The 22,167-nt window shown below is 62.8% G+C and carries 19 protein-coding genes; 13 read left to right on the top strand and 6 right to left on the bottom strand.

The features are described from left to right. Positions 1–61: 61 nt before the first annotated feature. The 4 genes from AB4Y77_RS09610 (at position 62) to AB4Y77_RS09595 (ending at position 5,434) form a co-directional block, all read left to right on the top strand. Positions 62–2,146 (top strand): FG-GAP-like repeat-containing protein, encoded by a 2,085-nt coding sequence (locus AB4Y77_RS09610; protein WP_442013746.1) that lies wholly within the window; start codon positions 62–64, stop codon positions 2,144–2,146. A 110-nt stretch (positions 2,147–2,256) separates the two neighbouring features. Then, a complete protein-coding gene (locus tag AB4Y77_RS09605; protein WP_442013745.1) occupies positions 2,257–3,345 on the top strand; it encodes an acyl-CoA dehydrogenase family protein in 1,089 nt (362 codons plus the stop codon). After that, a complete protein-coding gene (locus tag AB4Y77_RS09600; protein WP_442013744.1) occupies positions 3,339–4,697 on the top strand; it encodes a PIG-L family deacetylase in 1,359 nt (452 codons plus the stop codon). The genes AB4Y77_RS09605 and AB4Y77_RS09600 overlap by 7 nt, the downstream gene beginning before the upstream one ends. After that, a complete protein-coding gene (locus AB4Y77_RS09595; protein WP_442013743.1) occupies positions 4,694–5,434 on the top strand; it encodes a glycosyltransferase in 741 nt (246 codons plus the stop codon). The genes AB4Y77_RS09600 and AB4Y77_RS09595 overlap by 4 nt, the downstream gene beginning before the upstream one ends. A 66-nt stretch (positions 5,435–5,500) precedes the next feature. Here AB4Y77_RS09595 and AB4Y77_RS09590 read toward each other — a convergent pair whose 3' ends face one another. Then, positions 5,501–6,442, bottom strand: a complete 942-nt coding sequence (locus tag AB4Y77_RS09590) for a LysR family transcriptional regulator (protein WP_442013742.1) — start codon at positions 6,440–6,442, stop codon at positions 5,501–5,503. A gap of 120 nt (positions 6,443–6,562) precedes the next feature. Here AB4Y77_RS09590 and AB4Y77_RS09585 point away from each other — a divergent pair, with 120 nt between their 5' ends. Genes AB4Y77_RS09585 through AB4Y77_RS09575 form a run of 3 tightly spaced genes read left to right on the top strand, consistent with a single transcriptional unit; the run spans position 6,563 to position 9,197 of the window. Next, positions 6,563–7,555 (top strand): DUF1852 domain-containing protein, encoded by a 993-nt coding sequence (locus AB4Y77_RS09585; RefSeq protein WP_442013741.1) that lies wholly within the window; start codon positions 6,563–6,565, stop codon positions 7,553–7,555. A gap of 20 nt (positions 7,556–7,575) precedes the next feature. Then, the gene (locus AB4Y77_RS09580) at positions 7,576–8,622 is read left to right on the top strand and encodes a methionine synthase (RefSeq protein WP_442013740.1); all 1,047 of its coding nucleotides are present in this window, start codon (positions 7,576–7,578) and stop codon (positions 8,620–8,622) included. 2 nt (positions 8,623–8,624) lie between these two features. Continuing rightward, the gene (locus AB4Y77_RS09575; protein WP_311213639.1) at positions 8,625–9,197 is read left to right on the top strand and encodes a flavin reductase family protein; all 573 of its coding nucleotides are present in this window, start codon (positions 8,625–8,627) and stop codon (positions 9,195–9,197) included. An 8-nt stretch (positions 9,198–9,205) separates the two neighbouring features. On the opposite strand, the gene AB4Y77_RS09570 is transcribed toward AB4Y77_RS09575, so the two are convergent. The 3 genes from AB4Y77_RS09570 to AB4Y77_RS09560 all read right to left on the bottom strand — a co-directional run bounded on the left by AB4Y77_RS09570 (position 9,206) and on the right by AB4Y77_RS09560 (position 10,737). Further along, positions 9,206–9,784 (bottom strand): adenylate kinase, encoded by a 579-nt coding sequence (locus AB4Y77_RS09570; RefSeq protein ID WP_442013739.1) that lies wholly within the window; start codon positions 9,782–9,784, stop codon positions 9,206–9,208. 102 nt (positions 9,785–9,886) lie between these two features. Then, on the bottom strand, positions 9,887–10,375 hold the full coding sequence (locus AB4Y77_RS09565; RefSeq protein ID WP_311213637.1) for an SRPBCC family protein: 489 nt from the start codon (positions 10,373–10,375) through the stop codon (positions 9,887–9,889). Beyond that, entirely contained in the window at positions 10,372–10,737 is a 366-nt protein-coding gene (locus AB4Y77_RS09560; RefSeq protein ID WP_311213636.1) for an ArsR/SmtB family transcription factor, read from the bottom strand. Before AB4Y77_RS09560 ends, AB4Y77_RS09565 begins: the two co-directional genes overlap by 4 nt. A gap of 149 nt (positions 10,738–10,886) precedes the next feature. On the opposite strand from AB4Y77_RS09560, the gene AB4Y77_RS09555 reads away from it, so the two are divergent. Beyond that, positions 10,887–13,559 (top strand): exo-rhamnogalacturonan lyase family protein, encoded by a 2,673-nt coding sequence (locus AB4Y77_RS09555; RefSeq protein WP_442013738.1) that lies wholly within the window; start codon positions 10,887–10,889, stop codon positions 13,557–13,559. A 107-nt stretch (positions 13,560–13,666) separates the two neighbouring features. On the opposite strand, the gene AB4Y77_RS09550 is transcribed toward AB4Y77_RS09555, so the two are convergent. Then, positions 13,667–14,545 carry a MurR/RpiR family transcriptional regulator gene (locus tag AB4Y77_RS09550; protein ID WP_442013737.1) on the bottom strand — a complete coding sequence of 293 codons (879 nt, stop codon included), beginning with the start codon at positions 14,543–14,545 and terminating at the stop codon, positions 13,667–13,669. Positions 14,546–14,653: 108 nt separating this feature from the next. Between AB4Y77_RS09550 and AB4Y77_RS09545 the strand changes: the two genes are divergently transcribed. From AB4Y77_RS09545 to AB4Y77_RS09530, 4 genes are all read left to right on the top strand, one after another. Further along, positions 14,654–16,042 (top strand): MFS transporter, encoded by a 1,389-nt coding sequence (locus AB4Y77_RS09545; protein WP_442013736.1) that lies wholly within the window; start codon positions 14,654–14,656, stop codon positions 16,040–16,042. Then, positions 16,039–16,560, top strand: a complete 522-nt coding sequence (locus AB4Y77_RS09540; protein ID WP_442013735.1) for a GAF domain-containing protein — start codon at positions 16,039–16,041, stop codon at positions 16,558–16,560. Before AB4Y77_RS09545 ends, AB4Y77_RS09540 begins: the two co-directional genes overlap by 4 nt. Next, complete coding sequence (locus AB4Y77_RS09535; protein WP_311213631.1) at positions 16,561–17,793, top strand: metal-dependent hydrolase family protein; 1,233 nt, start codon at positions 16,561–16,563, stop codon at positions 17,791–17,793. A gap of 91 nt (positions 17,794–17,884) precedes the next feature. After that, complete coding sequence (locus AB4Y77_RS09530; RefSeq protein ID WP_311213630.1) at positions 17,885–18,514, top strand: SRPBCC family protein; 630 nt, start codon at positions 17,885–17,887, stop codon at positions 18,512–18,514. 86 nt (positions 18,515–18,600) lie between these two features. On the opposite strand, the gene AB4Y77_RS09525 is transcribed toward AB4Y77_RS09530, so the two are convergent. After that, positions 18,601–20,634: a rhamnogalacturonan lyase gene (locus tag AB4Y77_RS09525; RefSeq protein ID WP_442013734.1), complete on the bottom strand. Its 2,034-nt coding sequence runs from the start codon at positions 20,632–20,634 to the stop codon at positions 18,601–18,603. A gap of 368 nt (positions 20,635–21,002) precedes the next feature. On the opposite strand from AB4Y77_RS09525, the gene AB4Y77_RS09520 reads away from it, so the two are divergent. After that, positions 21,003–22,151: an LLM class flavin-dependent oxidoreductase gene (locus tag AB4Y77_RS09520; RefSeq protein WP_442013733.1), complete on the top strand. Its 1,149-nt coding sequence runs from the start codon at positions 21,003–21,005 to the stop codon at positions 22,149–22,151. Positions 22,152–22,167 lie beyond the last annotated feature (16 nt).

The raw sequence follows: 22,167 nt of genomic DNA, 5'->3' as shown, positions 1-22,167 counted from the left end.
GGGTAGGTTTTTGTCTTTCAGCAGCGGCCCCGGCCGGAGTCTATCTGCCGCACTTCTGGCAGTGATCACTGCACTGTCGGTCTTGGTGGTGGTGGGTACACCGTCGGCAAACGCCGACGTCCTGACGGATCACATCGTCAAAGCCAGCGCCCCCTACGACGTGGCTGTCAATGCCACGACCGGCAGAACCTACGTAGCGAACTGGCACGGGAAATCCGTTACGGTCATCGACGGCGCTACGGCAGCGACGAGGTCGATCGCGGTGACCGACTATCCCGAGAACATCGCCATCAATGAAAAGACCAACAAAATCTATGTCACTCACGCGGCGAGCGACACGATTACCGTCATTGATGGGATGTCCGAAACAACAACAAGAATCACCGTGGATTCCCGCTTGGGAAAAATGGTTGTAAATCAAGCCACCAATGAGATTTATGTTGCCAGCGAGGGACCACCGGGCGGCGTCTATGTCATCAATGGCGCCAGCAGGTCCGTCACCCATGTTCCATTTTTTGGAGATGTCAGGGCGCTTGCAGTCAATGAATCCAGCAACAAGCTCTATGCCACCGCTTGGGAGGGCAACAAAATAGCCGTCCTCGACGGGGTCACCAAAACTGTCACCCAGATTGACCTGGGCACGCCTGCACAGTCCGTGGTGCTGAACCCCACTACAAATATGGTCTATTTCAGCTGCCCGACTGCTCAGGCATTTGCAGTCCTCAACGGGGGCACAAACCAAGTTTCCCTGGTTCCCACAGGGTCGAACTCCCGCCCGGGTGTTTTAGCCATCAACCGCAAAGCCAACATGGTCTACGCCGCGGACGAAGGCAATCAGTATCTGACAGCACTCGACGCAACAACAGTGAGTCTTGTCAACACGCCGACTGAGCGCACCCACTACATGGACATTGCTGTCAATGAAGCCACGAACAAGGTTTACGCCTCCGACTTTTACCAATCGCTGGTGACCGTGTTCGACGCCAAGGCTAAGGTCCTCGGGCACGTACGGGGTTTCAATAATCCCGAGTCTCTGGCAGTTAATCAAAAAACCAACACGATCTACGTCGCCAATCGCGGAGCAGGTCAGGTCCGGACCATCGACGGAAAGAACGTCGCACCCATCATCACTTCCAGCCTTCCACCGAACACCGGCACCGTGGGAGCCCAATACCGACACACGATGACGGCGAGCGGCTCACTGACACCGCAGTTCAAAGTTGCCAGTGGTGCACTGCCCCCAGGCCTGACCCTGGTGTCACAGAACCCAAATGGACTCCTATCCGGCGTTCCCAGCATCCCTGGAACCTTCAGCTTCCGCATCTCTGCCAGCAACGGTTACGGCCCGGATGCACTGACCCCAACCATCACGATCACTATCAAGCCGGCTGATATCAGGCACGACTTCACCGGCGACAAAAAGCCGGACGTCCTGGCCCGGACCAACAGCGGAGACTTGTGGCTCTATCCGGGCAACGGCAGCGGCGGTTGGCAGTCGCCGTCCAAGGTCGGCCAAGGTTGGAACGTCATGACGGCTATCGTCTCTCCCGGGGATTTCACGGGTGACGGTAAAGCGGATGTACTGGCCCGTGACACCACCGGAGTCTTCTGGCTATATCCAGGTAACGGCCAAGGAGGCTGGCAAGCCAGGCTGCAAGTAGGCCAAGGCTGGAATGCCATGACCGCAATTACGGGAAGTGGTGATCTTGACCTGGATGGTTATGCCGACGTCGTAGCCCGTGACAGCTCCGGACAGTTGTGGCAGTACCGCGGCAACGGCCGGGGCGGTTGGCTAACCCAGGAGATGGTTGGCAGAGACCTCAATGGCATGAACTTTATCTCCGGCCCCGGAGACATCACGAAGGACGGTACCCAGGATTTATTGACCCGTGACGCCAACGGAACGCTCTGGAGTTTCAAGGGCTACGCGCAATCATCCTTCGACTGGGGCGTCCAAGTCGGTTGGGGCTGGAACGCCATGACAGCCATGGCAACGCCCGGCGACTTCAACAGCGACGGCAACGTGGACCTCCTGGCCCGCGACTCAGCCGGCACTCTGTGGCTCTACCCCGGCAATGGCAAACTCGGCTGGCTCCCCCGAGTCCAGGTCGGTTCCGGCTGGAACGTCATGAACGCCATCATCTAGAAGCCGGAACAAAACACGCAAACCACCAGAACGACGGCGGACACCTCCCGCCGTCGTTCAGTTGCCTTCCGTACACATAACCTAAGGTCCCTTAGTTTAGGCTTGGGGTCATGAGCGACTCCGAAGCCCAGCCTGTACGCATCAGTTCCGAACCTGCCCAGCTGCAAGCCCTCGAGCCCATGCTGGAAAAAGTGCGGGAAGCTGTGGGCGATGTCCCTGCACTGCTGGCAATAGCCGAGGAAATCGGCCAAACCGCCCCGAAGCCCGGCGAAGGAAATACCGCCAAGCTCTGGGAACTCCTGGCATCGGTCACAGCCGTCGACGTGGCGGCCGGGCGGGTGCTTGAACCACATCTCGATGCCGTGGCAATCCTCGCCCAAGCCGCCGACCCCACCACACCGGAGGGCGCCTGGGGAGTCTTCGCCGCCGAAGGCCCGGGCCTGAAGCTCGAGGCCAAGCGCGACAACACCGGAAGCTACGTCCTCAACGGATCCAAACCTTGGTGCTCGCTCGCGGCCCAACTGGATGGTGCAGTGATCACAGCCCACACCGAGGACAACAGCCGGGCCGCATTCGCTGTGAACCTGGAGGACCCCGGAGTCTCCTGCGAAACACCCCAGTGGACCAGCCGCGGTCTGCAGGAAATTCCCAGCGGCACCGTCCACTTCGACCAAGTCCCCGCAACACCGGTCGGAGGCGAGGGATGGTGCTTCACACGACCCGGCTTCGCTTGGGGCGGCATGGGCGTTGCCGCGTGCTGGCTCGGCGGAGCAGTCGCCGTTGCCCGGGATTTCACGACCGCACTGGCCAAGGGCGCGGACAACGGCAGGGAACCGGACCAAATCGCCCTCGCCTCCTTGGGTGAGGTGGACAGGATCATCACGTCCGTCACCGGGTACCTGGCCCAAGCGGCAGAAAGAATCGACGCCGGCGAACTGGACAGCCGCGGCGCTGACACTACAGACACCAGCGGCCCCAGCGCCTGGAGCGAAGCCCTGCGCATCCGCGGAACGGTAGCCGCCGCCGTCGAGCGTGTCCAAACAGTGGTGACGCAGAACCTCGGCCCCGCGCCGCTGGCGTTCAACGAAGCGTACGGAAAGCGCATGGCCGATCTCTCGCTGTACATCCGGCAGCACCACGCCATGCGGGACGACGCCCAACTTGGTGCGCTGACGCTGAAGGGGGAACGCCAGTGGTGACTTTCTCCCACACTGACACCGGAACGCCGGAACAGGAGTGGGCAGCGTCAGGAGTAGCTGCCCTCCCCGAACTGCCGCTGGACACATCAGAGCTTGCGGCCAGGAAGTTCGTGGTCCTGGCCGCGCATCCGGACGATGAAACGCTCGGCGCCGGTGGATTCCTGGCAAGGCTGCACGCGGCCGGCGCGGCGGTCGAGCTGATCCTGTGCACCGCAGGCGAGGCATCGCATCCTGACTCGCCAACCACGACGCCGGAACGACTTGCCGCTGTCAGGCTCGCTGAGTTCACCACGGCGGTGTCAGGGCTGGCGCCCAGCGCGACGTGGCGGTTCCTGGAACTCCCCGACGGACAGTTGGCTGCCCATGCTGACCGTATTGCTGAGGCAATTCGCGAGAGCATCGCGGGGCGAACGGCGGAGGACGTTGTGATCGTGGCTCCCTACCGTTCCGACGGCCATACGGATCACGACACCCTTGGCACGGTCGCCGCGGACCTCGCCACACACGACGGCTACGGACTCCTGGAGTACCCCATCTGGTACTGGTTGTGGGCAGGAACTGGGGACACCACCTGGAATGGTTGGGTGCGCGTGCCCCTGAGCCAAGAAGAACAACAAGCCAAGGCCAAAGCAATGCACGCACACGCCTCGCAAACAGAGCCGCTTTCCGGACTACTGGGCGATGAGACGCTGCTGTCCGGGACGTTCCTGGAGCACTTCGAGCGGCCCTGGGAAACGTTCGCCTGGCACCCCTCCACAGCAGGGAGCAACAGCGCAGCGGACGCGGAACGCATCTTCGACGGGGTCCATTCAAGGGAAGAGGACCCTTGGAGCTACACCACAAGCTGGTACGAACGCCGCAAGAGGGCGCTGACCCTGGCGGCTCTGCCCGAGGAAAGCTACGAATCCGGGCTGGAGATCGGGTGTTCCATCGGCACCCTCAGCGAAGAACTCGCCCGGCGCTGCGGGAAGTTCCTTGGGGTGGATGCGAGCTCCGCGGCACTGGCCCAAGCCGCGAAGAGGCTCGCCGGGCACCCTTCCGCGGAGGTCAAGCACCTCACCATGCCCCATGAATGGCCTGACGGCATGTTCGATCTCGTGGTGCTGTCCGAGACAGGCTATTACCTTTCGCGGGAAGAACTCACCGAACTGCTGACAAGGATCCAGGCCTCAACCACGCCCGGCGGAACACTGCTTCTGTGCCATTGGCGTCATCCGATTTCCGGCTGGGAGTTGGACGCGGAGTCGGTGCACGCCATGGCCCGTACCCACCTCGGCTGGCCAACCCACGGGCTCTATCAGGAGAAGGACTTCATGCTGGAAGTCTTCACAGCACCCGACACCTCGCCATGACGGACTCTCAAACCATCACCAGCGTCATTGTGGTGATGCCTGCCCATAACGAGGACCGGCATATCGGCAAGGCCCTCGCAGCGCTCAAGACAGCATCGGACGCCTTGCAACGGGAGCGACCGGGAACCAGCGTTTCCATAGCCGTCGTCCTGGACTGCTGCACGGACCGCTCCGCTGACATTACGGCAGCGTACGTTTCCGCCGACCCCCGTTTCGGGGCCATGGACGTGAAACTGCGGAGTACCGGTGCCAGCCGCGACGCCGGCATCCGTGCCGCCTTGGATTGTATGCCCGGAGACGGAACAGCGACCACCTGGTTGGCGACCACCGATGCCGACTCCGCGGTCCCGGAACACTGGCTGGCGCGGCAAGTGGAGTTGGCCAACGCGGGAGCTGACGCCATCCTCGGCTCGGTTGAACCAGACCCCGACGACGTGGAGCCGGCAGTACTGAGGCGCTGGCTGGAGCTACACCCGTTCCGCGAGGAACACCCCCACATCTATGGAGCCAACCTGGGCATCAGGGCATCGGCGTATCTCGCGGCGGGCGGGTTCCCGAAACTGCAGGCCCACGAAGACCGGGTCCTTGTGGAACAGCTCCGCGGCCAAAGATTCGTGGTCACCGCGACGGACACTACCCGGGTGGTGACCTCCGGGCGGATGCAGGCCCGCGCGCCGGAGGGTTTCGCGGCCTACCTTCGCACCTTGGGCGCGGAACTTCCGGCAGCGACCGGCTAAGCCGCCGGTGCTATCTTCGACTGCCGTAGTCGCGTTCGACGGCGACGGCGTACCCGCGCGCTGCAGTCAGTCGAGCAGCGCTACGCCGAACTCAGCGACGACGGCCCGCAATTCCCTGAGGTAGTGCTGCGCTTGGTCGGTAAGCGGAATCGCTGCGTGGCCGATCCAGCCGATCTCGATGCGTTCGTCAACGTCGAGCGGGATGGCGACGATCTCCGGGTCGAGCTGCCCGCTGATGATGCCCGTCGAGATCGTGTAGCCGTGGAGTCCGATCATGAGGTTGAAGATCGTGGCACGGTCAGAGACCCGGATCTCCTGCTTACTGGACATGGTGGAGAGAATCTCCTCGGCGAAGTAAAAGGAGTTGTTCGCACCTTGATCGAAGGTCAGCCGCGGCAAGCCGGCGAGATCATCGAGGGTCGCACGCTCTTTTGAGGCGAGAGGGTTATTCCGTGAAATGAAAATGTGCGGATCGGCGAGGAAAAGCGGAGTGAACGCGAGGCCGGACTCCCGGAGCAGCTTGTCGATGATCTTCCGGTTGAAATCGTTCCGGTAGAGGATGCCTATCTCGCTGCGGAGCGTCCGGACATCCTCGATGATGTCCCAAGTGCGGGATTCACGGAGCGAGAACTCGTATTCGGCCACATCAGTGGCCTTGACCATCCGGACGAAGGCGTCCACCGCGAACGAGTAGTGCTGTGTTGACACCCCGAGCAGACGTCGTCGCGGTGGCCTGCCAAGGTAGCGCTGCTCGAGGAGAGCAAACTGCTCCACGACCTGCCTCGCGTAGCCAAGGAACTCTACCCCGTCGGCGGTGAGGGTGGCCCCGCGGGCGGAGCGAACCAGGAGCGCACGGCCAACCCGGGCCTCAAGGTCCTTCATCGATGCGGACATTGTCGGCTGCGCTACGTAGAGAAGATCGGCAGCCGCGGAGATCGACCCCTCCGCTGCAACTTCAATGAAGTAGCGGAGCTGCTGCAGGGTCAATCCGCTCGAAATCTGGGCCATAGGAAAATTCTATATCAATGCATAGCAACCACGAGTTACCTGATACCCATCCCAAGGCTGCACCATGGATACATCCCCTTCGGAAAGGCCGTCTCCGGCCCATCAACGGAATGGCAGCACATGGCAGACGACTTCACCTTCAGCATCACCACGACCCCCTTCGACGAGGACTACTCGCCGTCGGAAGGCTCGCGGATCACCACGAATTTCGCCAACCTGGCACGGGGCGAGCACCGCCAGGAGAACCTCCGCAACGCCTTGACCATGATTCGGCGCCGCTTCAACGATCTCGCCAGCTGGGACAACCCTGACCGGGACCGTTACACGCTCGAGCTTGAGATCGTTTCCGTGCAGATAGAGTTCATTGCAGAAGGCACGGATCAGAAGTTCCCCCTGTTCGAGGTTCTCGACATCCAGATCGTGGACCAGCTGAACGGGGTCCGTCACCAAGGGATCGTCGGGAACAACTTCTCCTCCTACGTCCGTGACTTCGACTTCAGCGTCGTACTGCCAGCGGCAGCAGCAGAGGCAGGCAAGCCCACCGTTCCCGAGGATTTCGGCGATCTTCACGGAAAACTGTTCCAGCAATTCCTCGATTCCCCGGCATGCCAGGAACGTTTCCCACAGCCGCCAGTGGTGTGCATCAGCGTCTCCACGACCAAGACGTACCGGCGAACGGAGAACCATCACCCCGTTCTGGGCGTCGAGTACCAGCAGGACGAGTTCTCACTGACGGACGCGTACTTCGCAAAGATGGGGCTGCAGGTTCGCTACTTCATGCCACGCGGCAGCGTAGCGCCGCTCGCCTTCTATTTCCGCGGCGACCTGCTCAACGACTACTCCAACCTGCAGCTCATCGGCACGATCAGCACCATGGAGACGTTCCAGAAGATCTACCGCCCGGAGGTCTACAACGCGAACTCCGCCGCCGCCGTCGTCTACCAACCGAGTCTGGGAGAGCAGGATTACTCGCGGACCCAGATCGACTACGACCGCGTCGAGCGCAGTCAGCTAGCGGTCACTCAGGCGAAGTACACGGAGGAACACTTCATCACGCCCCACAAGGATCTATTGGACCAGTGGACCGCCAAATACCCCGCTCTCGTCAACTGACCCACGGAGAATCGTCAATCATGAACACACTTTTGCCCACCACCGTTGTCGGAAGCCTGCCCAAACCATCGTGGCTCGCACAGCCGGAGACCCTGTGGTCCCCGTGGAAGCTGGAGGGAGATACGCTGCTCGAGGGCAAGCAGGATGCGCTGCGCATCGCCATCCATGAACAGAGCCGACGCGGCATCGACATCGTCAGCGACGGCGAGCAAACCCGCCAGCACTTCGTCACGACCTTCATCGAGCATCTCAGCGGGGTCGACTTTGAACAGCGCAAGACCGTGCGCATCCGCGATCGCTACGACGCGAGCGTGCCGACCGTCGTCGGGCCGGTGCGCCGCGAGCGGCCGGTATTCGTCGACGACGCGAAGTTCCTCCGCGCAACCACCGACCGGCCGATCAAATGGACTCTTCCCGGCCCAATGACCATGGTGGACACACTCTTCGATGACCACTACAAGAGCCGCGAGAAGCTGGCCTGGGAGTTCGCTGCGATCCTGAACCAGGAGGCGAAAGAGCTGGAGGCGGCCGGCGTGGACATCATCCAGTTCGACGAGCCCGCGTTCAATGTCTTCCTCGATGAGGTCAAGGACTGGGGCGTGGCCGCGCTTGAGCGAGCGGCAGAGGGGCTGCGCGCGGAGACCGCTGTGCATATCTGCTACGGCTACGGGATCAAGGCGAATAATGACTGGAAGGCGACGCTCGGCTCGCAGTGGCGGCAGTACGAGGAAACGTTCCCGCTGCTTCAGAACTCCAGCATCGACATCATCTCGCTCGAATCCCAGAACTCCCACGTGCCCATGGACCTCATCGAGCTCCTCCGCGGCAAGAAAGTCATGCTCGGGGCAATCGACGTCGCAAGCGAGACCATCGAGACCCCGGAGGAAGTCGCCGACACCCTCCGCAAGGCCCTGCAGTTCGTCGATGCGGACAAGCTCATCCCCAGCTCCAACTGCGGCATGGCACCGTTCCCCCGCGACGTCGCACTGGCCAAGCTCAGTGCACTCAGCGCAGGGACGAGAATCGTTCGCGAGGAACTCGCCCGCTCCGCACCCAGGGTGTCCTAACGATGTTTCATGCCTACCCCCCAGACACCTGGCTGGGGGCTCCGAACCAAAGCTTCCCGTCCTCCCTCTCGGCCGACGAATTCAAAGCACTGTTCCGTGGCCACCCAGGAGGTGTCGCCGTCATCACGGCGGATGCCGGCGAAGGACCGGTGGCACTGACCGTATCGTCGGTGGTGTCAGTGAGTGCGGAACCTCCCTTGCTGATTTTCTCGGTCTCGGCACTGTCCTCAGCGTCGGAGGTGCTTTCGCGCGCCGAAACCGTCGTGGTGCACCTGCTGGACGCGCACGACGTCCACTTGGCGAAGTTTGGAGCGACCCCCGGCGCTGACCGCTTTGACCAGACGCACCGCTGGTCGGCCCTTGCAACCGGCGAAGCGGTGTATGAGGATGTCCGCGCCTGGGTGCGCTGCGCCGTCATCAATCGCATGGAGGTAGGGACCTCCACCATCATCGCCGTTCACGCCCTGGAGTCGCGCGTGATGCGTGACGTCCCAGCGGGAGAACCCGGCGACGCTCTGGTCTACCACAACCGTTCATGGCACCGTCTGGGCGAGCATTCCAAGCTTGAAGGCTAAGCGACCGGCTAAGCCGCCAGCGCCCCTTCGACGGCTGTAATCGCGGCCGTTGTGATGGTTTCCCGATCTCCGGATCCGTCCACGGTTAACAGAATCCCGCGCTTCGAATAGGCCGTCAGAACTGGCTGGGTCTCGTCCCGGTACAGCTCCAACCGACGCTGGATCACGGCTTCGGTGTCATCGCTGCGGCCTTGCTCTTGAGCACGGCGGAGCATACGGGCCAGCAGCTCGCTGTCCGAGGCCGTGAGCGCCAGGACAACTTCCAAGGGCTGTCCCCGAACCGCGAGCATCTCGTCCAGGGCTCCGATCTGGATCACCGTTCGCGGGTAGCCGTCCAACAGAAACCCCTCGGCAGCATCGGCTTCTTCCATGCGCTGCTTGAGCATGTCCGTAGTGACGTGGTCCGGCACAAACTCACCCCGGTCCATGAAGTCGCCGGCTTCCAGGCCGAGGTCCGTCTTGTCCCGGACATGGGCGCGGAAAAGGTCGCCCGTGGAAATCGCGGGAATCCCGAAATGCCTCGCAAGGTGCTCCGCCTGCGTGCCTTTGCCGGAACCTGGAGGGCCCATGATGATCAGTCGCGCCATGTCACTGGTCCGTTTCAAGAGGGGGCCGGGACTTAAACCATACGCCGACGACGGCGGGAGGCACCCGCCGTCGTCGGCTTCTTTTTGCGTGAGGTTCAGTTCTTAGGCGTTGGCAAGCACGGCATCGATCTGTCCGATCGCCTCCCGCATTCCTTCATCCATGCCCATCTCGGCCATCTTCTGCATCTGTTCTTCGGATTCGAAGCTGGAGGTGATGGTCATTCGCGTGCGGTTGTCCACGGGCTCGAGCTTTACGGTGGCGTGGGTGATGCCCAAGTGGTCAACAGGCTCGCCTTGCTCGTCGGCGAAACCGTCGTCGAATTCCAAGTGGTCCGGGGCGTTGATGGCCGTGAACTTCCACCAACCACGGGCTTTGGTGCCGTCCGGGCCGGTCATGTAGTAGGCGGCCTTGCCCCCGGCGGTGAACTCGTGGGTCTCAAAGGTGGCCGGCCACGTGGGCGGACCCCACCAGCGTTCGAGCTGCCGGGGGTCTTCCCAGATCCTCCACACGCGCTTCACGTCGGCATCGAACTCGGCCACGATGGTGAAGCTCAGGGCCTCAGCATCCTTGTTTACGCTGACAACAGTCATGGCAGTTCCCTTTCGTCATCTTCAGCGAGTATGTCCGCGATCCGGCTGGCACGTTGCCGCCAGATCATTTCGAAGTGGTCCAACAGGTGCCGGGCTTTTTGCAGTCCATCATGGTTTCCCCGCACAATCTGCTCCCTCCCACGCTTCTCCTTGGTCACCAGGGAGGCCCGTTCCAAGACCGCGACATGCTTTTGCACGGCCGCGAAACTCATGGCGTAGAGCGCAGCCAACCCGGAGACGGAGTACTCCCCCGCCGTTACCCGGGCCACGATGTCCCGGCGGGTGGCGTCGGCAAGGGCCTGGAACAGGCGGTCGAGTTCTGCGTCGCCGGAGGGTTTTTTACTGAGCTGATCTACAACCATTTGGTTGTACGATACTCCCGGACGCACCAAGGTGTCAACGGGTTTGGTGACCAGAACCCAACCACCCCTTGCGGCCCCCGCATCGCGCGGGTAAGTTGTTGAAACGTCTCAAAGAAAGCGTTTTCCCAGACTCTTAGGTGGAATTGACCATGACTCAGCACGCCCCGATCACGTGGATCGATGGCGAACCGCCCGCCGGACTCAGCGGCGGCACGACGTGGGGAATGCCGTTCCAACGCGGCACCGTACAGGACGCGGCCGCACTCAAGGTTCTCGACTCCAGCGGCAGCATCGTCGACGCCCAAACCTGGCCCCTGGCCACCTGGCCAGATGGCTCGCTGAAGTGGTGCGGCCTTGCCCTGGGCGCAACGGAACAGCCGGCTGACACCTACTTCGTCACCCACTCGACCGAAGCGCACGACGGCGGCCCGGCAGCCGCCGTCGAACGCTCCACCGAGGTGACGGTCACCGAAGAAGAAGGAACCATCACCGTATCCACGGGCACACTGGACATGGTCCTGCACAGGAGTGGCGACTCTCTGTTCAGCGAGCTCCGCCGCGGCGGCACCGTGGTGGCCAAAGACGGCCGTCTGGTGAGCCTGCTGCAGTCCGGGCTGCCCGAAGGTACGGGTACCACTACCCGCACTGGCTTCACCGGCCACACCTCCAGCGTCACCGTGGAGCAGGCTGGTCCTGTCCGCGCGGTGGTCAAGGTGGAGGGCTCACACCGCGCCGATGACGCCACCAAGGAATGGCTCCCGTTCACCGTCCGTTTCTACTTCTACGCGGGCGCCCGCAGCATACGAATGATGCACTCGTTCATCTGGGACGGCGACGCTGAGCAGGATTTCCTCGCCGGCTTGGGCGTCGAGTTCACCGTGCCCCTGGAAAGCGAACTGCATGATCGCCATGTCCGGATCGCCGGGGCCGACGGCGGATTCCTGGTGGAGGCCGTCCGTGGATTGACTGGACTGCGGCGGGATCCGGGCGAGGAAGTACGCGCCGCGCAGATCGCCGGCCGGACCACCCCGCCCCTGAGTGAGTGGAGCCCGATGGTTTCCGAACGACTCCATCTCATCCCGAGCTGGAACGACTACACCCTCACGCAACTGACGGCGGACGGCTTTGACCTGCGCAAACGGACTGCTCCCGGCCACGGCTGGGTGGGGATTTCGGGCGGCACCAGGGCGGCCGGGTTCTGCTCGCTGAGCGACGCCCGTGGCGGCTTTGGTGTTGGCATCCGGGACTTCTGGCAGTCGCACCCGGGGCAGCTGGACATTCGCGGGGCAGCCACCAAGGAAGCGAAGGCCACCGCCTGGCTCTACTCCCCCGAAGCCCAGCCGATGGACCTCCGCTTCTATCACGACGGACTCGGTCAAGACACGTTCGAGGACCAGCTTGAGGGACTCGAAATCACGTATGAGGACTACGAGCCGGGCTTCGGCAATCCCACCGGCATTGCCCGCACACATGAGCTGACGTTGTTCGCCTACGACTCGACCCCCAGCACGGAGAATCTCGCCGCGGATGCCAAGGCGGCGTCCACCCCGCCGGTGTTGCAACCCTCGCCCGAGTACCTGCACGCGGCAGGCGTCTTTGGTGACTGGGCTCCGGTGGATCGCAGCACCCCGGCCCGGGCGGAGCTGGAAGACAAGCTGGACTTCCTGTTCGACTTCTACCAGGGCCAGACCGAACAGCGCCGCTGGTACGGATTCTGGAACTACGGCGACGTCATGCACACCTACGACACCGATCGGCACGTGTGGCGCTACGACGTGGGCGGCTACGCATGGGACAACTCCGAGCTTTCGCCCGATCTCTGGCTCTGGTACATGTACCTCCGGACCGGCCGCGCGGACGTCTTCCGCTACGCCGAGGCCATGACCCGCCACACCGGCGAGGTGGATGTCTACCACCTCGGTCCGTGGCGCGGACTGGGTTCGCGGCACAACGTCCAGCACTGGGGCTGCAGCGCCAAGCAGCTGCGCATCAGCACTCCGGCCTACCGGCGCTTCTACTACTACCTGACCGCCGACGAACGCACCGGTGATCTCCTCACCGAACTGGTGGACAGCGACCAGAACTTCCTCGGATTGGACCCCGTCCGCAAAGTCAGGCCCGACGCCGATACCTACCGACCGGACCGCGGCGCCTTGGGCGTCGGGCTGGGTACGGACTGGGGCTCCCTGGCCGCCACGTGGCTCACCGATTGGGAGCGCACAGGCAACCCGCGCTCACGGGATCGACTCCTGGGGACCATGGCAGACATCGGCGCCCTGAAGTACGGATTCCTCACCGGCGAAGCGCTGTACGACCTGGATGCGGGAAGGTTCGACGCCGGCAGGGAAGTCATCAGCGTTTCGCACCTGAGTGCAGTTTTCGGTTTGGTGGAAATCTGCAGCGAACTGATCAGCCTGGTGCCGGACAAGGACTTCGAGCAAGCCTGGATGCAGTATTGCCGGCTCTTCCTGGCCACCCCCGAGGAGCAGATCGCAGAGGTAGGGCAACCCTTGGCCGGTATCTACCTCACACAGGCGCACAGTCGGCTGACGGCCTATGCGGCGGCCCGGTTGGAGTCTCCGGAACTGGCGGAGTTGGCGTGGGAAAGCTTTGCCGAGGGCGGGGAGAACCTGAACCACGCCGAGGCTTTCACGCTCAAGAAGATCCTGCCGCCATACGTGCTTCAGCCGGTCGATGAAGCCCCCACGGTCTCTACCAACGACACCGCCCAGTTCGGCTTGGCGGTCATCCAGAACTTGGCCCTGATCGGTCACCACCTGCCGGCGGCGGCCGATGCGCCTCAGGAGGTCCCAGCGTCGTAGTTTCCTCAGCTTCCTGACCTTCTTTGGCGCCGCCGAGACCGGAAAACAACCCAAAGGGGTTGTTTTGAGGTCCAGTTGAGCCCAAAGAGGGTCAGGAAGCCACAGCTCTAGGAGCTGGAGCGCGGATGCATGATCCGCATTTGGTCCCAAGTCCGCTCCGAGGCGGCGATGTTCTGGTTGGAACGCTCGCGGTCCAGGGAGGCAAGCTCGACGGCGATCGCCTGGACCGCGGCCACGGCACCTGTCAGGGACGGGAAGAAGCCGGCGCCTTCAGTGGGCACCACAATCCTGTGATCGGCATGCACTGCTACAGGTGATCCCGCGCTGTCGGTGATGGAAACGATGGGCGTACCCAGGTTGTGCGCGATGTCCACTGCCCGCATGGTGCTGTCGTAGACCCGCCAGAGACTGATGGCAATGACCAGGTCCTCTGCACCGAGCCGTGCAATGGCGTTGGTGAGGGCTGCGACGTCGGCATCGAGGAGCCGGACGTTGTAACCGGCAATGATCGCGTTGTGCTCCAGCGCCTTGCCGGGGATGGCGTAACTGCCTGCGGCGACGATGAAAGTCTGCCGTGCATCTGCGATTGCCTTCGCAATATCATGAAGAGTGTTGGCGTCCAGGGTGCGCTCGAAATGCGCCAGGTTCGCCCTGTCGGTGGACACCGCTGCCTGTGCAGGACTACTGATGTGGCCGTTGTGTTCGGCCGCAACCTCCACTGCGCTCAGCGACGCAAGAAACCGTGAACGCAGCTCAAATTGAAAGTCTGCCCACCCCTTGAATCCCAGTGTTTGCGCGGTTCTGGTCACGGTCGAGGCGTTCGATGCGGCCACTGCGGCGATGTCGCTGACCGAGCCGTAGGAGGCAAGGCGTGGCTGGGATCGGAGGATGCCGATCACTTGCATTTGGCGTGCCGCGAGCTTCCGCCCCTGGACACGACTATCCAGCCACTCGGTCAACGTTGACGAGTCGAAATCTTCTTCCACCTATTGACCTACCTCACACTTTGGCCGTAACTTCGATACATCACTTCTGCACAGATCCGTGCATATTCCTAAAAATGTACAACTTGGCCCACTTTGGCAGGAATCACCATGTCACTCACAGCACGCCTTGATCGTCTGGCTCTCAGTCGACCACACTACAAGCTTCTCCTCATAGGAGGCCTCGGCTACTCCTTCGACGGCATGGACGGTGCCGTGGTGGCCTTCCTCCTCCCGCGTATCCAGGAACTATGGGGCCTCAGCACGGCCAGCCTCGGCTTGGTGGGCTCAGCAGCCCCGTTCGGCTTCTTCTTCGGCGCGATCCTTGCCGGTTGGATGGGCGATCGCTTTGGCCGTAAGAAGGTCATGCTGTGGGCTCTGGCCTTCTACTGCCTCATGTCGGTAGTTGCTGCCATGGCTCCCAACTTCGAAATCTTCCTGATTGCACGGATCTTTGCAGGATTGGGCGCAGGCGCAGAAAGCGTGATCATCGCACCATTCCTGTCAGAGTTCATTCCCCCGAAGCGCCGCGGCTGGTTCATTGGAACCCTGGCCGGATTCTTCTCCTTTGGCTTCGTTGCTGCAGCACTGATCGGCCGCTTCGTTGTTCCCCTCGGCGAGGACGGCTGGCGCTGGGCGCAGGTCATCACCGCTGTTCCCATCCTTCTCCTGCTCTGGTGGCGTCGCAGCCTGCCCGAGTCCCCGCGCTTCCTTATCAGCCGGGGCCGCATCGCAGAGGCAACCGAAGTGGTGGACCGGTTTGAGCAGAGTGTAGTGAAAGCCACGGGCAAACCACTCCCGACCCTGCCACCCGCAGAGGAAGAGATCACCAAGCACGAACAAAAGATCAGCATCTGGAACGCCCTGAAGTTCATGTGGTCCAAGGCCATGCGTCGCCGGACCGCCGTGATCTGGCTGATCTGGTTCGTCATCACGTTCTCCTACTACGGCTTCTTCTCCTGGATTCCCACCCTGCTGGTAGGTCGCGGCATCACCATCACCAAGAGCTTCGAGTTCTCCATCCTCATTTACCTGGCACAGATCCCCGGCTACTTCTCCGCTGCCTGGTTGTGTGACCGGATTGACCGCAAGAACACCATCGCCCTTTACTTGGCGGGATCGGCCATCAGCGCTTTCTGGCTGAGCCAGTCCAACGATTCCGGCATGATCCTGTTGGCCGCCGCAACGTTGTCCTTCTTCCTCAACGGCACCTACGCCGGCGTCTACGCCTACACTCCGGAACTCTTCCCCACATGGATGCGTGCCACGGGTGTTGGCCTGGCCAGCGCAGTAGGTCGCATCGGCAGCATCCTTGCACCGTCCATCATCGGCATCTTCGCCGCTTCCCTCGGCTTCGGCGGCGTGTTCACCATGACCACCGTGGTGCTGACCATCGGCGTCCTGGGCGTAGTCATCTTCGGCGCCTCCACAGCGGGCAAGTCGCTGGAGAACATCAACGCCCGCGCCGAACATGACCCGGCAGCGGCAGGAAGCAAGTGAACACCGTGAACACTCTGAACACGGACGAAGTTTTCCACCAGACGCTTGAGGCATTGCAGCAGGAACCGGGAGTCATTCTGTTCACCGCACTGCAGTGGATTCCGCAACGCTCCAGCCTCAAGCGGCTCTACACCAGCCATCCGGCCGAGTACCCGGTGGGTGGCGAGAAGACAGTGGAGATATCCCCCGGCTGGCTGGGGACGGTCATCGAGGACAAGGAGCCGTTCCTTGCCGCAGACCTGGCCGCGCTCCGGAACGTCTTCACCGATTCCGGCCTCATCCAGCAACTCGGCTGCGGCGCCGTGATCAATGTTCCGGTCCTCGACAAGAGCAGCAACGTCGTGGGTGTCCTCGCGCTCCTGGACGCCGAAGGCAAGTACACGCAGGAGAGTGTGGAAACCGCCGTCGACGTGGTCAACTCCAACCGCGCCTCCCTTGTCCGGGCCTTTGAAGCCCACCCCGCCGAAGTCCCAGAAGTCCCAGAAATCCCCGATGCACCTGCGAAGGACACCGTTTAAATGAGCACCACCCCAGAAAGCACGCCCCTGGTCATCCGCAACGCCAACGTCCTGGACGTTGCGGCCGGCACCTACTCAACTGCCGACGTCGTCAGCGTCGATGGGAAGTTCAGCAGCGTTGAACCGAATGCCGAGGCACCGTCCGGTGCCCGGGTCATCGATGGCACCGGCAAGTTCGTGATCCCCGGCCTGATCGATGCCCACGTCCACGTGGTTGCGTCCAGTGCGGACTTCCGTTCACTGACGTATACGCCGCCGTCCTATGTCTATGCGCAGACCGCCCGCATCATGGGCGCCATGCTGCGCCGCGGCTTCACCACGGTCCGCGACCTGTCCGGCGCCGACTTCGGGCTGGCCATGGCACAGGAGGAAGGCCTGTTGGAGGGGCCAAAGATCCACTTCTGCGGCCACGCCCTGAGCCAAACGGGCGGCCACGGGGACATGCGCCTGCCGGGCGAGGACCACGATCCCAATGGCCGTGGATGCTGCGGCATCGGCCGGGTGGCCGATGGCGTTGACGCGGTCCGCGCTGCTGCCCGCGACGAGATCCGCAAGGGTGCCCACCACATCAAGATCATGGCATCGGGCGGCGTCTCCTCCCCCACCGACCGCATCGACTCCACGCAGTACTCCATGGAAGAAATGCGGGCCGCGGTGGAAGAAGCCCAGGCCGCCAACCGCTACGTCGCGGCCCACGCGTACACCGCCAAAGCCATCAACCGCGCCTTGGAAGCCGGCGTCCGCTCGATCGAACACGGCAACCTCCTGGACGACCAAAGCCTCAACCTGTTCCTCGAAATGGACGCATTCCTGGTCCCCACGCTGGTCACGTACTGGGCGCTGAAGGAAGAGGGAAAGGACTTCGGGCTCACCGAGGAAATGTGGGCCAAGGTGGATTCCGTCCTCACCAGCGGGCTCGAAGCGATCGCCCGCGCCCACGAGGCCGGCGTAAAAATGGCCTTCGGCTCGGACCTCCTGGGTGGCATGCACCGCCACCAGAACGAACAGTTCAGGCTGTTGGGTAAGGTTCAGCCCGCGATTGACGCCATCCGCTCGGCAACCACGACGGCGGCCGAACTGCTTGAGCGCGAAGGGGAAATCGGCGTGATCGCACCTGGCGCTGACGCCGACCTCCTGGTGCTCGACGCCGATCCGGTGGCGGATATCGCTGTGTTGGCCGACATCACCGAGCATCTGGAGTACCTCGTCCAGAATGGCCGGGTCATCGACTGACCTTGTTCCTTCGAGGTCTGTATTAACGCTTCAAAAGGCCCGATACTATAAGCATGCTGATCAATATCGACCTGAGGAGGAGGCGTACATCATGACCACGAAAGTAAACAAGACAATCATGGTCAACGTTCCGATCAGTACGGCTTACTGGCAGTGGACACAGTTCGAGGAATTTCCGCACTTCATGGGCGGCGTTGAACGCGTAACGCGACTCGGTGACGACCGCTTGGAATGGGTCGCGGAAATCGCGGGCGTCCACCGGAAGTGGGAAGCGAAGATCGTCCAGCAGGATGTCAACCGGGCCGTGGCCTGGGCCGCTGTCGAGGGTGTCAAGAACGCAGGATGGGTGGAGTTCAAGGAAGCAGGCCCCAGCCAGACATCACTTCACCTATCCCTGGAGTACGAACCCCACGGCGTCCTCGAATTTTTGGGGGACAAATTGCATGTTGTTGAAAGGCAGGCTGAGTCCGACTTGAAGAAGTTCAAGGAGTACATCGAGAAGCAGGCACCGGCCACCGGGACAGCCGCGGCCCCCGCAGCGCCCACCACCCCGATCGTTGACCCCGTCACCCACCCGTTCGACCAAACGAACGGCCTGGCCAACGTTGACGGTGACTCCGATGGGACTGCCGACAGCGACACCCTCAGTGCAGCTGAACGGAAGAGACGGGACGACAACCCTCCGGGCTTCATTCCCCCTCCGCCGAGCGCGCTGCCCTAGGGCGAATCAGTCTTAGGCGAACCGTCTTAACGGAAGTACCGCCCGGGTCACCTCGACCCGGGCGGTACTTTTGGTTCTACGGTCGGTTACTTCTTGGCGCCGGTGTAGACGACGGCGGGAATCGCCGGAGCCTGCATACCCTCACCGATGAAGAAGCTGGGGTGCGGCGGCTGGTTGTAAGCAACGTTCTCGCGGGCAACAGCTGTCCGGTACACGGTGTCATGCATCAGCGTCCGCAGCCGGACCTCCGTGGGCGCCGTGGTGGTGTAGACCCGGAGCTCTGTGCTGTCGGTGGACGGCCAGGCGATTTCTTCGCGCCAGTCACCCAGGATGTCTGCTTGGATGGACGGGTTGCCCTTGGTGGTGTTGTTGCTGCGGGCACCGTCAGCGGTCAGGAGTCGGTCACTGGTCTCCGTTTCCCAGTTCCACTTGGAGATGGTGGGTACGCCGCGGGACACCGTAGCGTCGTAGTCGTGGTCCACGATTTCGCGGAGCAGGTCGCCATCCCACCAGGCCAGGAAGTTGGCGGCCGGGATCTTCTCGGCAATCAACTCACCGTTGGCGGACATGAGCTGGCCCACCGGTGAATCCCACGCCGCAGAACCGCCGATGGCCCACCCTTCGGCGCCGGCATAACGGGGATCGATGTCGCCTGCTGCGCCACGTCCGGTGTCCTTGATGGCCGGGATGCTCCACAGCACCTCGCCAGTGGCGGCATCACGGAAGGTAGCGCCGCGATTGCCGCTCTGGCTCATGCTTTCGTGGACGGCAAAGGTTTCCAGTCCGGGCCGTGACGGGTCCAGGTCGCCGGTGTGGATGGCATCACCGTGGCCCAGTTTGGTGTTGTACAGCGGCTGGCCATTGTCGTCGATGGTCATGGAGCCGAAGACGAACTCGTCCTTGCCATCCTGATCGACGTCGGCCACCGAGAGGTTGTGGTTTCCCTGCCCCTTGTACTGATCGCCGGCGAGGTTTGAATCGAAGGTCCAGCGCTTCACGAGCTTGCCGTTGACGAGGTCGTACGTGACCAGGACTGTCCGGGTGTAGTAGCCGCGGCTGAACATCATGGAGGGGTGCTCGCCGTCCAGGTAGGCCACGCCGGCCAGGAAACGGTCCACCCGGTTGCCGTAGTTGTCGCCCCACCCGGTGACCGCGCCGCGCTCGGGTTCATAGATCACGGTGTCCATGATGGTGCCGGTTTCACCTTTGAAGACGGTAAGGAATTCCGGACCGGACAGGACGTACCCGGCGGCGTTGCGGAAGTCGGCGTCGGCATTGCCGATCACCGTACCTGCCGCATCCTTGGTGCCATCGGCGGTCTTGAGGGAGACCTCAGCCTTGCCGTCGCCGTCGAAGTCATAGGCCAGCACCTGCGTGTAGTGCGCGCCGGCGCGGATGTTGCGGCCAAGGTCGATCCGCCACAGCTTGGTGCCGTCCAGCTTGTAGGCGTCCACGTAGACATTGCCCGTGTAGCCGGACTGGGAGTTGTCCTTGGCGTTGGACGGCGACCACGTCTGGATGACCTCGTACTTGCCGTCGCCGTCGAGGTCCGCCACGGTGGCGTCGTTGGCAGAGTAAGTGTAGGCCTTGCCGTCCGGCGTGACACCATCGGCAGGCTTGTCCAGCTTAATGGCCAGATAATTCTGGGCCAGCGGTTTCACGGCTTCGGTCAGCCTGTCCTGGCCCTGTCCGTTGCCGACGGTTTTGATGACGTAACTCGACTCCGCCGTGCCGCCCGCGTCCACGAACATGGTGGCGTTGCGGAGGGACTCCGGGGTGATGTTGACGCCGTCGCGCAGGACCTGGAAGCCGATGCTGTCCTTGTCCAGGCCCAGCATGCGCCAACTCACCGTGACGCCTTGGTCGGTCAGGACGGCCACCGGGGCGCGGTCCAGGTTTTCCACCTGGCGTTTCAGCGAGGCCGAGTCCTTCGCGGCAGGCACGACGCCGGGAAGGTTGGCTTGCGCTGCCTGCGGAACCTGGACAGGGGCTGCTTGCGCGAGCGGGACACCCGTCAGTGCGATGGCGGCGGCAGCGAGGGAAGCGGAGGCGGCCAACGGGACTGCCTTCCACGCACGGCCACGGGCGGAACGGTAGGAACATTTCGAAGGGTAAACCAAAGAACATCTCCTTTGATGCTGGGCGGCAGGGGATCTGCGCGCCAATGTTGGAACGTTTCACTCACGCAGCCCCGCTTAGCCTGATTGAGGGCAAAGTGAAGGGAACTGGACGAGAAAACGCTTTCCGCCAACAAGGTTTACCAGCGCTTCAACGGCCCGGTCAAGGGTTTGACAGGAAATGACTGTGAGACTTCGGTGCTATTTGTTCGAATTTGTCCCTGCCCTTGCCTGTCCGCAGCACCCTTTTGGCGCGCCTCCCCTGGCTCGCTTGTGACGGTCCGTTGCGCCGGATTTCGCTGGATTTAGCCCGGTTGAGCGGGGTGACGGATGGGCTTTGGCCTTCCCCGGCGCGTCCGTAGTGTCGTCCCATGCCGAAGCCTTCAGTTACTCCTCTGTCCGTCCTTGACCTGACTCCGGTCTCCGCTGGGCAGAACCCTGGCGATGCCCTGCGCAGCACGCTCGCCCTCGCCGGTACTGCTGAAGCTGCCGGATACTCGCGGTATTGGCTGGCTGAGCATCACTTGAACACGGGGGTTGCAGGTTCCGCGCCTCACATTCTGGCCGGTCTGGTGGCGTCAGCCACCAGCACCATTCGCGTCGGAACCGCCGCCACCCTGCTGGGGAACTACCGGCCACTTCAGATCGCTGAAAGCATCGGAACCCTCGCCGCCGTCTTCCCTAACCGGCTGGACCTGGGCTTTGGACGCTCCGGCCCGCCGAAGTCGCCCAGCGAACCGGCTCCTGGCGTCGTACCACCCGCCGGCCCAGCTGACGCCGAGCCTGCCGACCGTGTCATCGACGGCCTCCTGGTCCCCGCGCCGCGGCCCATTTTCGGAGCTGTGCTGCCCCGCAAGTTCCGGCTGCAGGGCGAATTACTGGGCCGTTTCCCCGGAGATACGGACAACTTCGAGAACGACATCCAGGACATCATCGGCTTCTTCACCGGCGAGTACCGCACCAAACACGGCGAGGAAGTCACCGCCACACCAGCCCTGGGACAGAAACCGCAGTTCTGGATCCACGGCTCAACAGCCGGGCCCAGCGCACGTTTGGCCGGCAAGCTGGGACTCCCCTTCGGTGCGAACTACCACGTGGCACCGGCCGGCGTGCTGGACTCCATCGCTGAGTACCGCTCCCATTTCACGCCGTCCGAATCACTTCAGGAACCAAAGGTGATCGTCTCAGCGGATGTCCTGGTTGCCCCCGACGAACGGCAAGCCCATCGTCTGGCCCGCGGCTACGAAGACTGGGTGCACGGCATCCGCAGCGGCCACGGCGCCATCCCCTACCCCTCGCCGGACGATGCACTGGAAGTGTCCTTGGACGCCGAGGCCGCTGATCTGGTCAAAGACCGCCTGGACACCAGGTTCGTTGGCGATCCCCACCAAGTCCGCGAAGGACTCCGCACCCTGCAACGCGCCACCGGAGCCCGGGAACTGCTCATCACCACCATTGCCCACGACCCCGCCGACCGTGAGAACTCCTACCAGTTGCTCGCCGAGGCCTGGGGCCTTTAGCCTTTTCCGATTTTCC

This window comes from Paenarthrobacter sp. YAF11_1 (assembly GCF_052113445.1).
In the GTDB taxonomy this organism is placed as follows: domain Bacteria; phylum Actinomycetota; class Actinomycetes; order Actinomycetales; family Micrococcaceae; genus Arthrobacter.
The sequence above is the reverse complement of the archived record's forward strand: the minus strand, read 5'-3'. Positions and strand labels throughout refer to the sequence as shown.

What these genes read in the sequence shown, in the direction of transcription:
- AB4Y77_RS09555 (WP_442013738.1), top strand. Translation starts at nt 10,887, where the DNA reads ATGACTCAGCACGCCCCGATCACGTGGATCGATGGCGAACCGCCCGCC.
- AB4Y77_RS09590 (WP_442013742.1), bottom strand. Translation starts at nt 6,442, where the DNA reads ATGGCCCAGATTTCGAGCGGATTGACCCTGCAGCAGCTCCGCTACTTC.
- AB4Y77_RS09570 (WP_442013739.1), bottom strand. Translation starts at nt 9,784, where the DNA reads ATGGCGCGACTGATCATCATGGGCCCTCCAGGTTCCGGCAAAGGCACG.
- AB4Y77_RS09585 (WP_442013741.1), top strand. Translation starts at nt 6,563, where the DNA reads ATGGCAGACGACTTCACCTTCAGCATCACCACGACCCCCTTCGACGAG.
- AB4Y77_RS09575 (WP_311213639.1), top strand. Translation starts at nt 8,625, where the DNA reads ATGTTTCATGCCTACCCCCCAGACACCTGGCTGGGGGCTCCGAACCAA.
- AB4Y77_RS09545 (WP_442013736.1), top strand. Translation starts at nt 14,654, where the DNA reads ATGTCACTCACAGCACGCCTTGATCGTCTGGCTCTCAGTCGACCACAC.
- AB4Y77_RS09530 (WP_311213630.1), top strand. Translation starts at nt 17,885, where the DNA reads ATGACCACGAAAGTAAACAAGACAATCATGGTCAACGTTCCGATCAGT.
- AB4Y77_RS09535 (WP_311213631.1), top strand. Translation starts at nt 16,561, where the DNA reads ATGAGCACCACCCCAGAAAGCACGCCCCTGGTCATCCGCAACGCCAAC.
- AB4Y77_RS09560 (WP_311213636.1), bottom strand. Translation starts at nt 10,737, where the DNA reads ATGGTTGTAGATCAGCTCAGTAAAAAACCCTCCGGCGACGCAGAACTC.
- AB4Y77_RS09580 (WP_442013740.1), top strand. Translation starts at nt 7,576, where the DNA reads ATGAACACACTTTTGCCCACCACCGTTGTCGGAAGCCTGCCCAAACCA.
- AB4Y77_RS09520 (WP_442013733.1), top strand. Translation starts at nt 21,003, where the DNA reads ATGCCGAAGCCTTCAGTTACTCCTCTGTCCGTCCTTGACCTGACTCCG.
- AB4Y77_RS09605 (WP_442013745.1), top strand. Translation starts at nt 2,257, where the DNA reads ATGAGCGACTCCGAAGCCCAGCCTGTACGCATCAGTTCCGAACCTGCC.
- AB4Y77_RS09565 (WP_311213637.1), bottom strand. Translation starts at nt 10,375, where the DNA reads ATGACTGTTGTCAGCGTAAACAAGGATGCTGAGGCCCTGAGCTTCACC.
- AB4Y77_RS09595 (WP_442013743.1), top strand. Translation starts at nt 4,694, where the DNA reads ATGACGGACTCTCAAACCATCACCAGCGTCATTGTGGTGATGCCTGCC.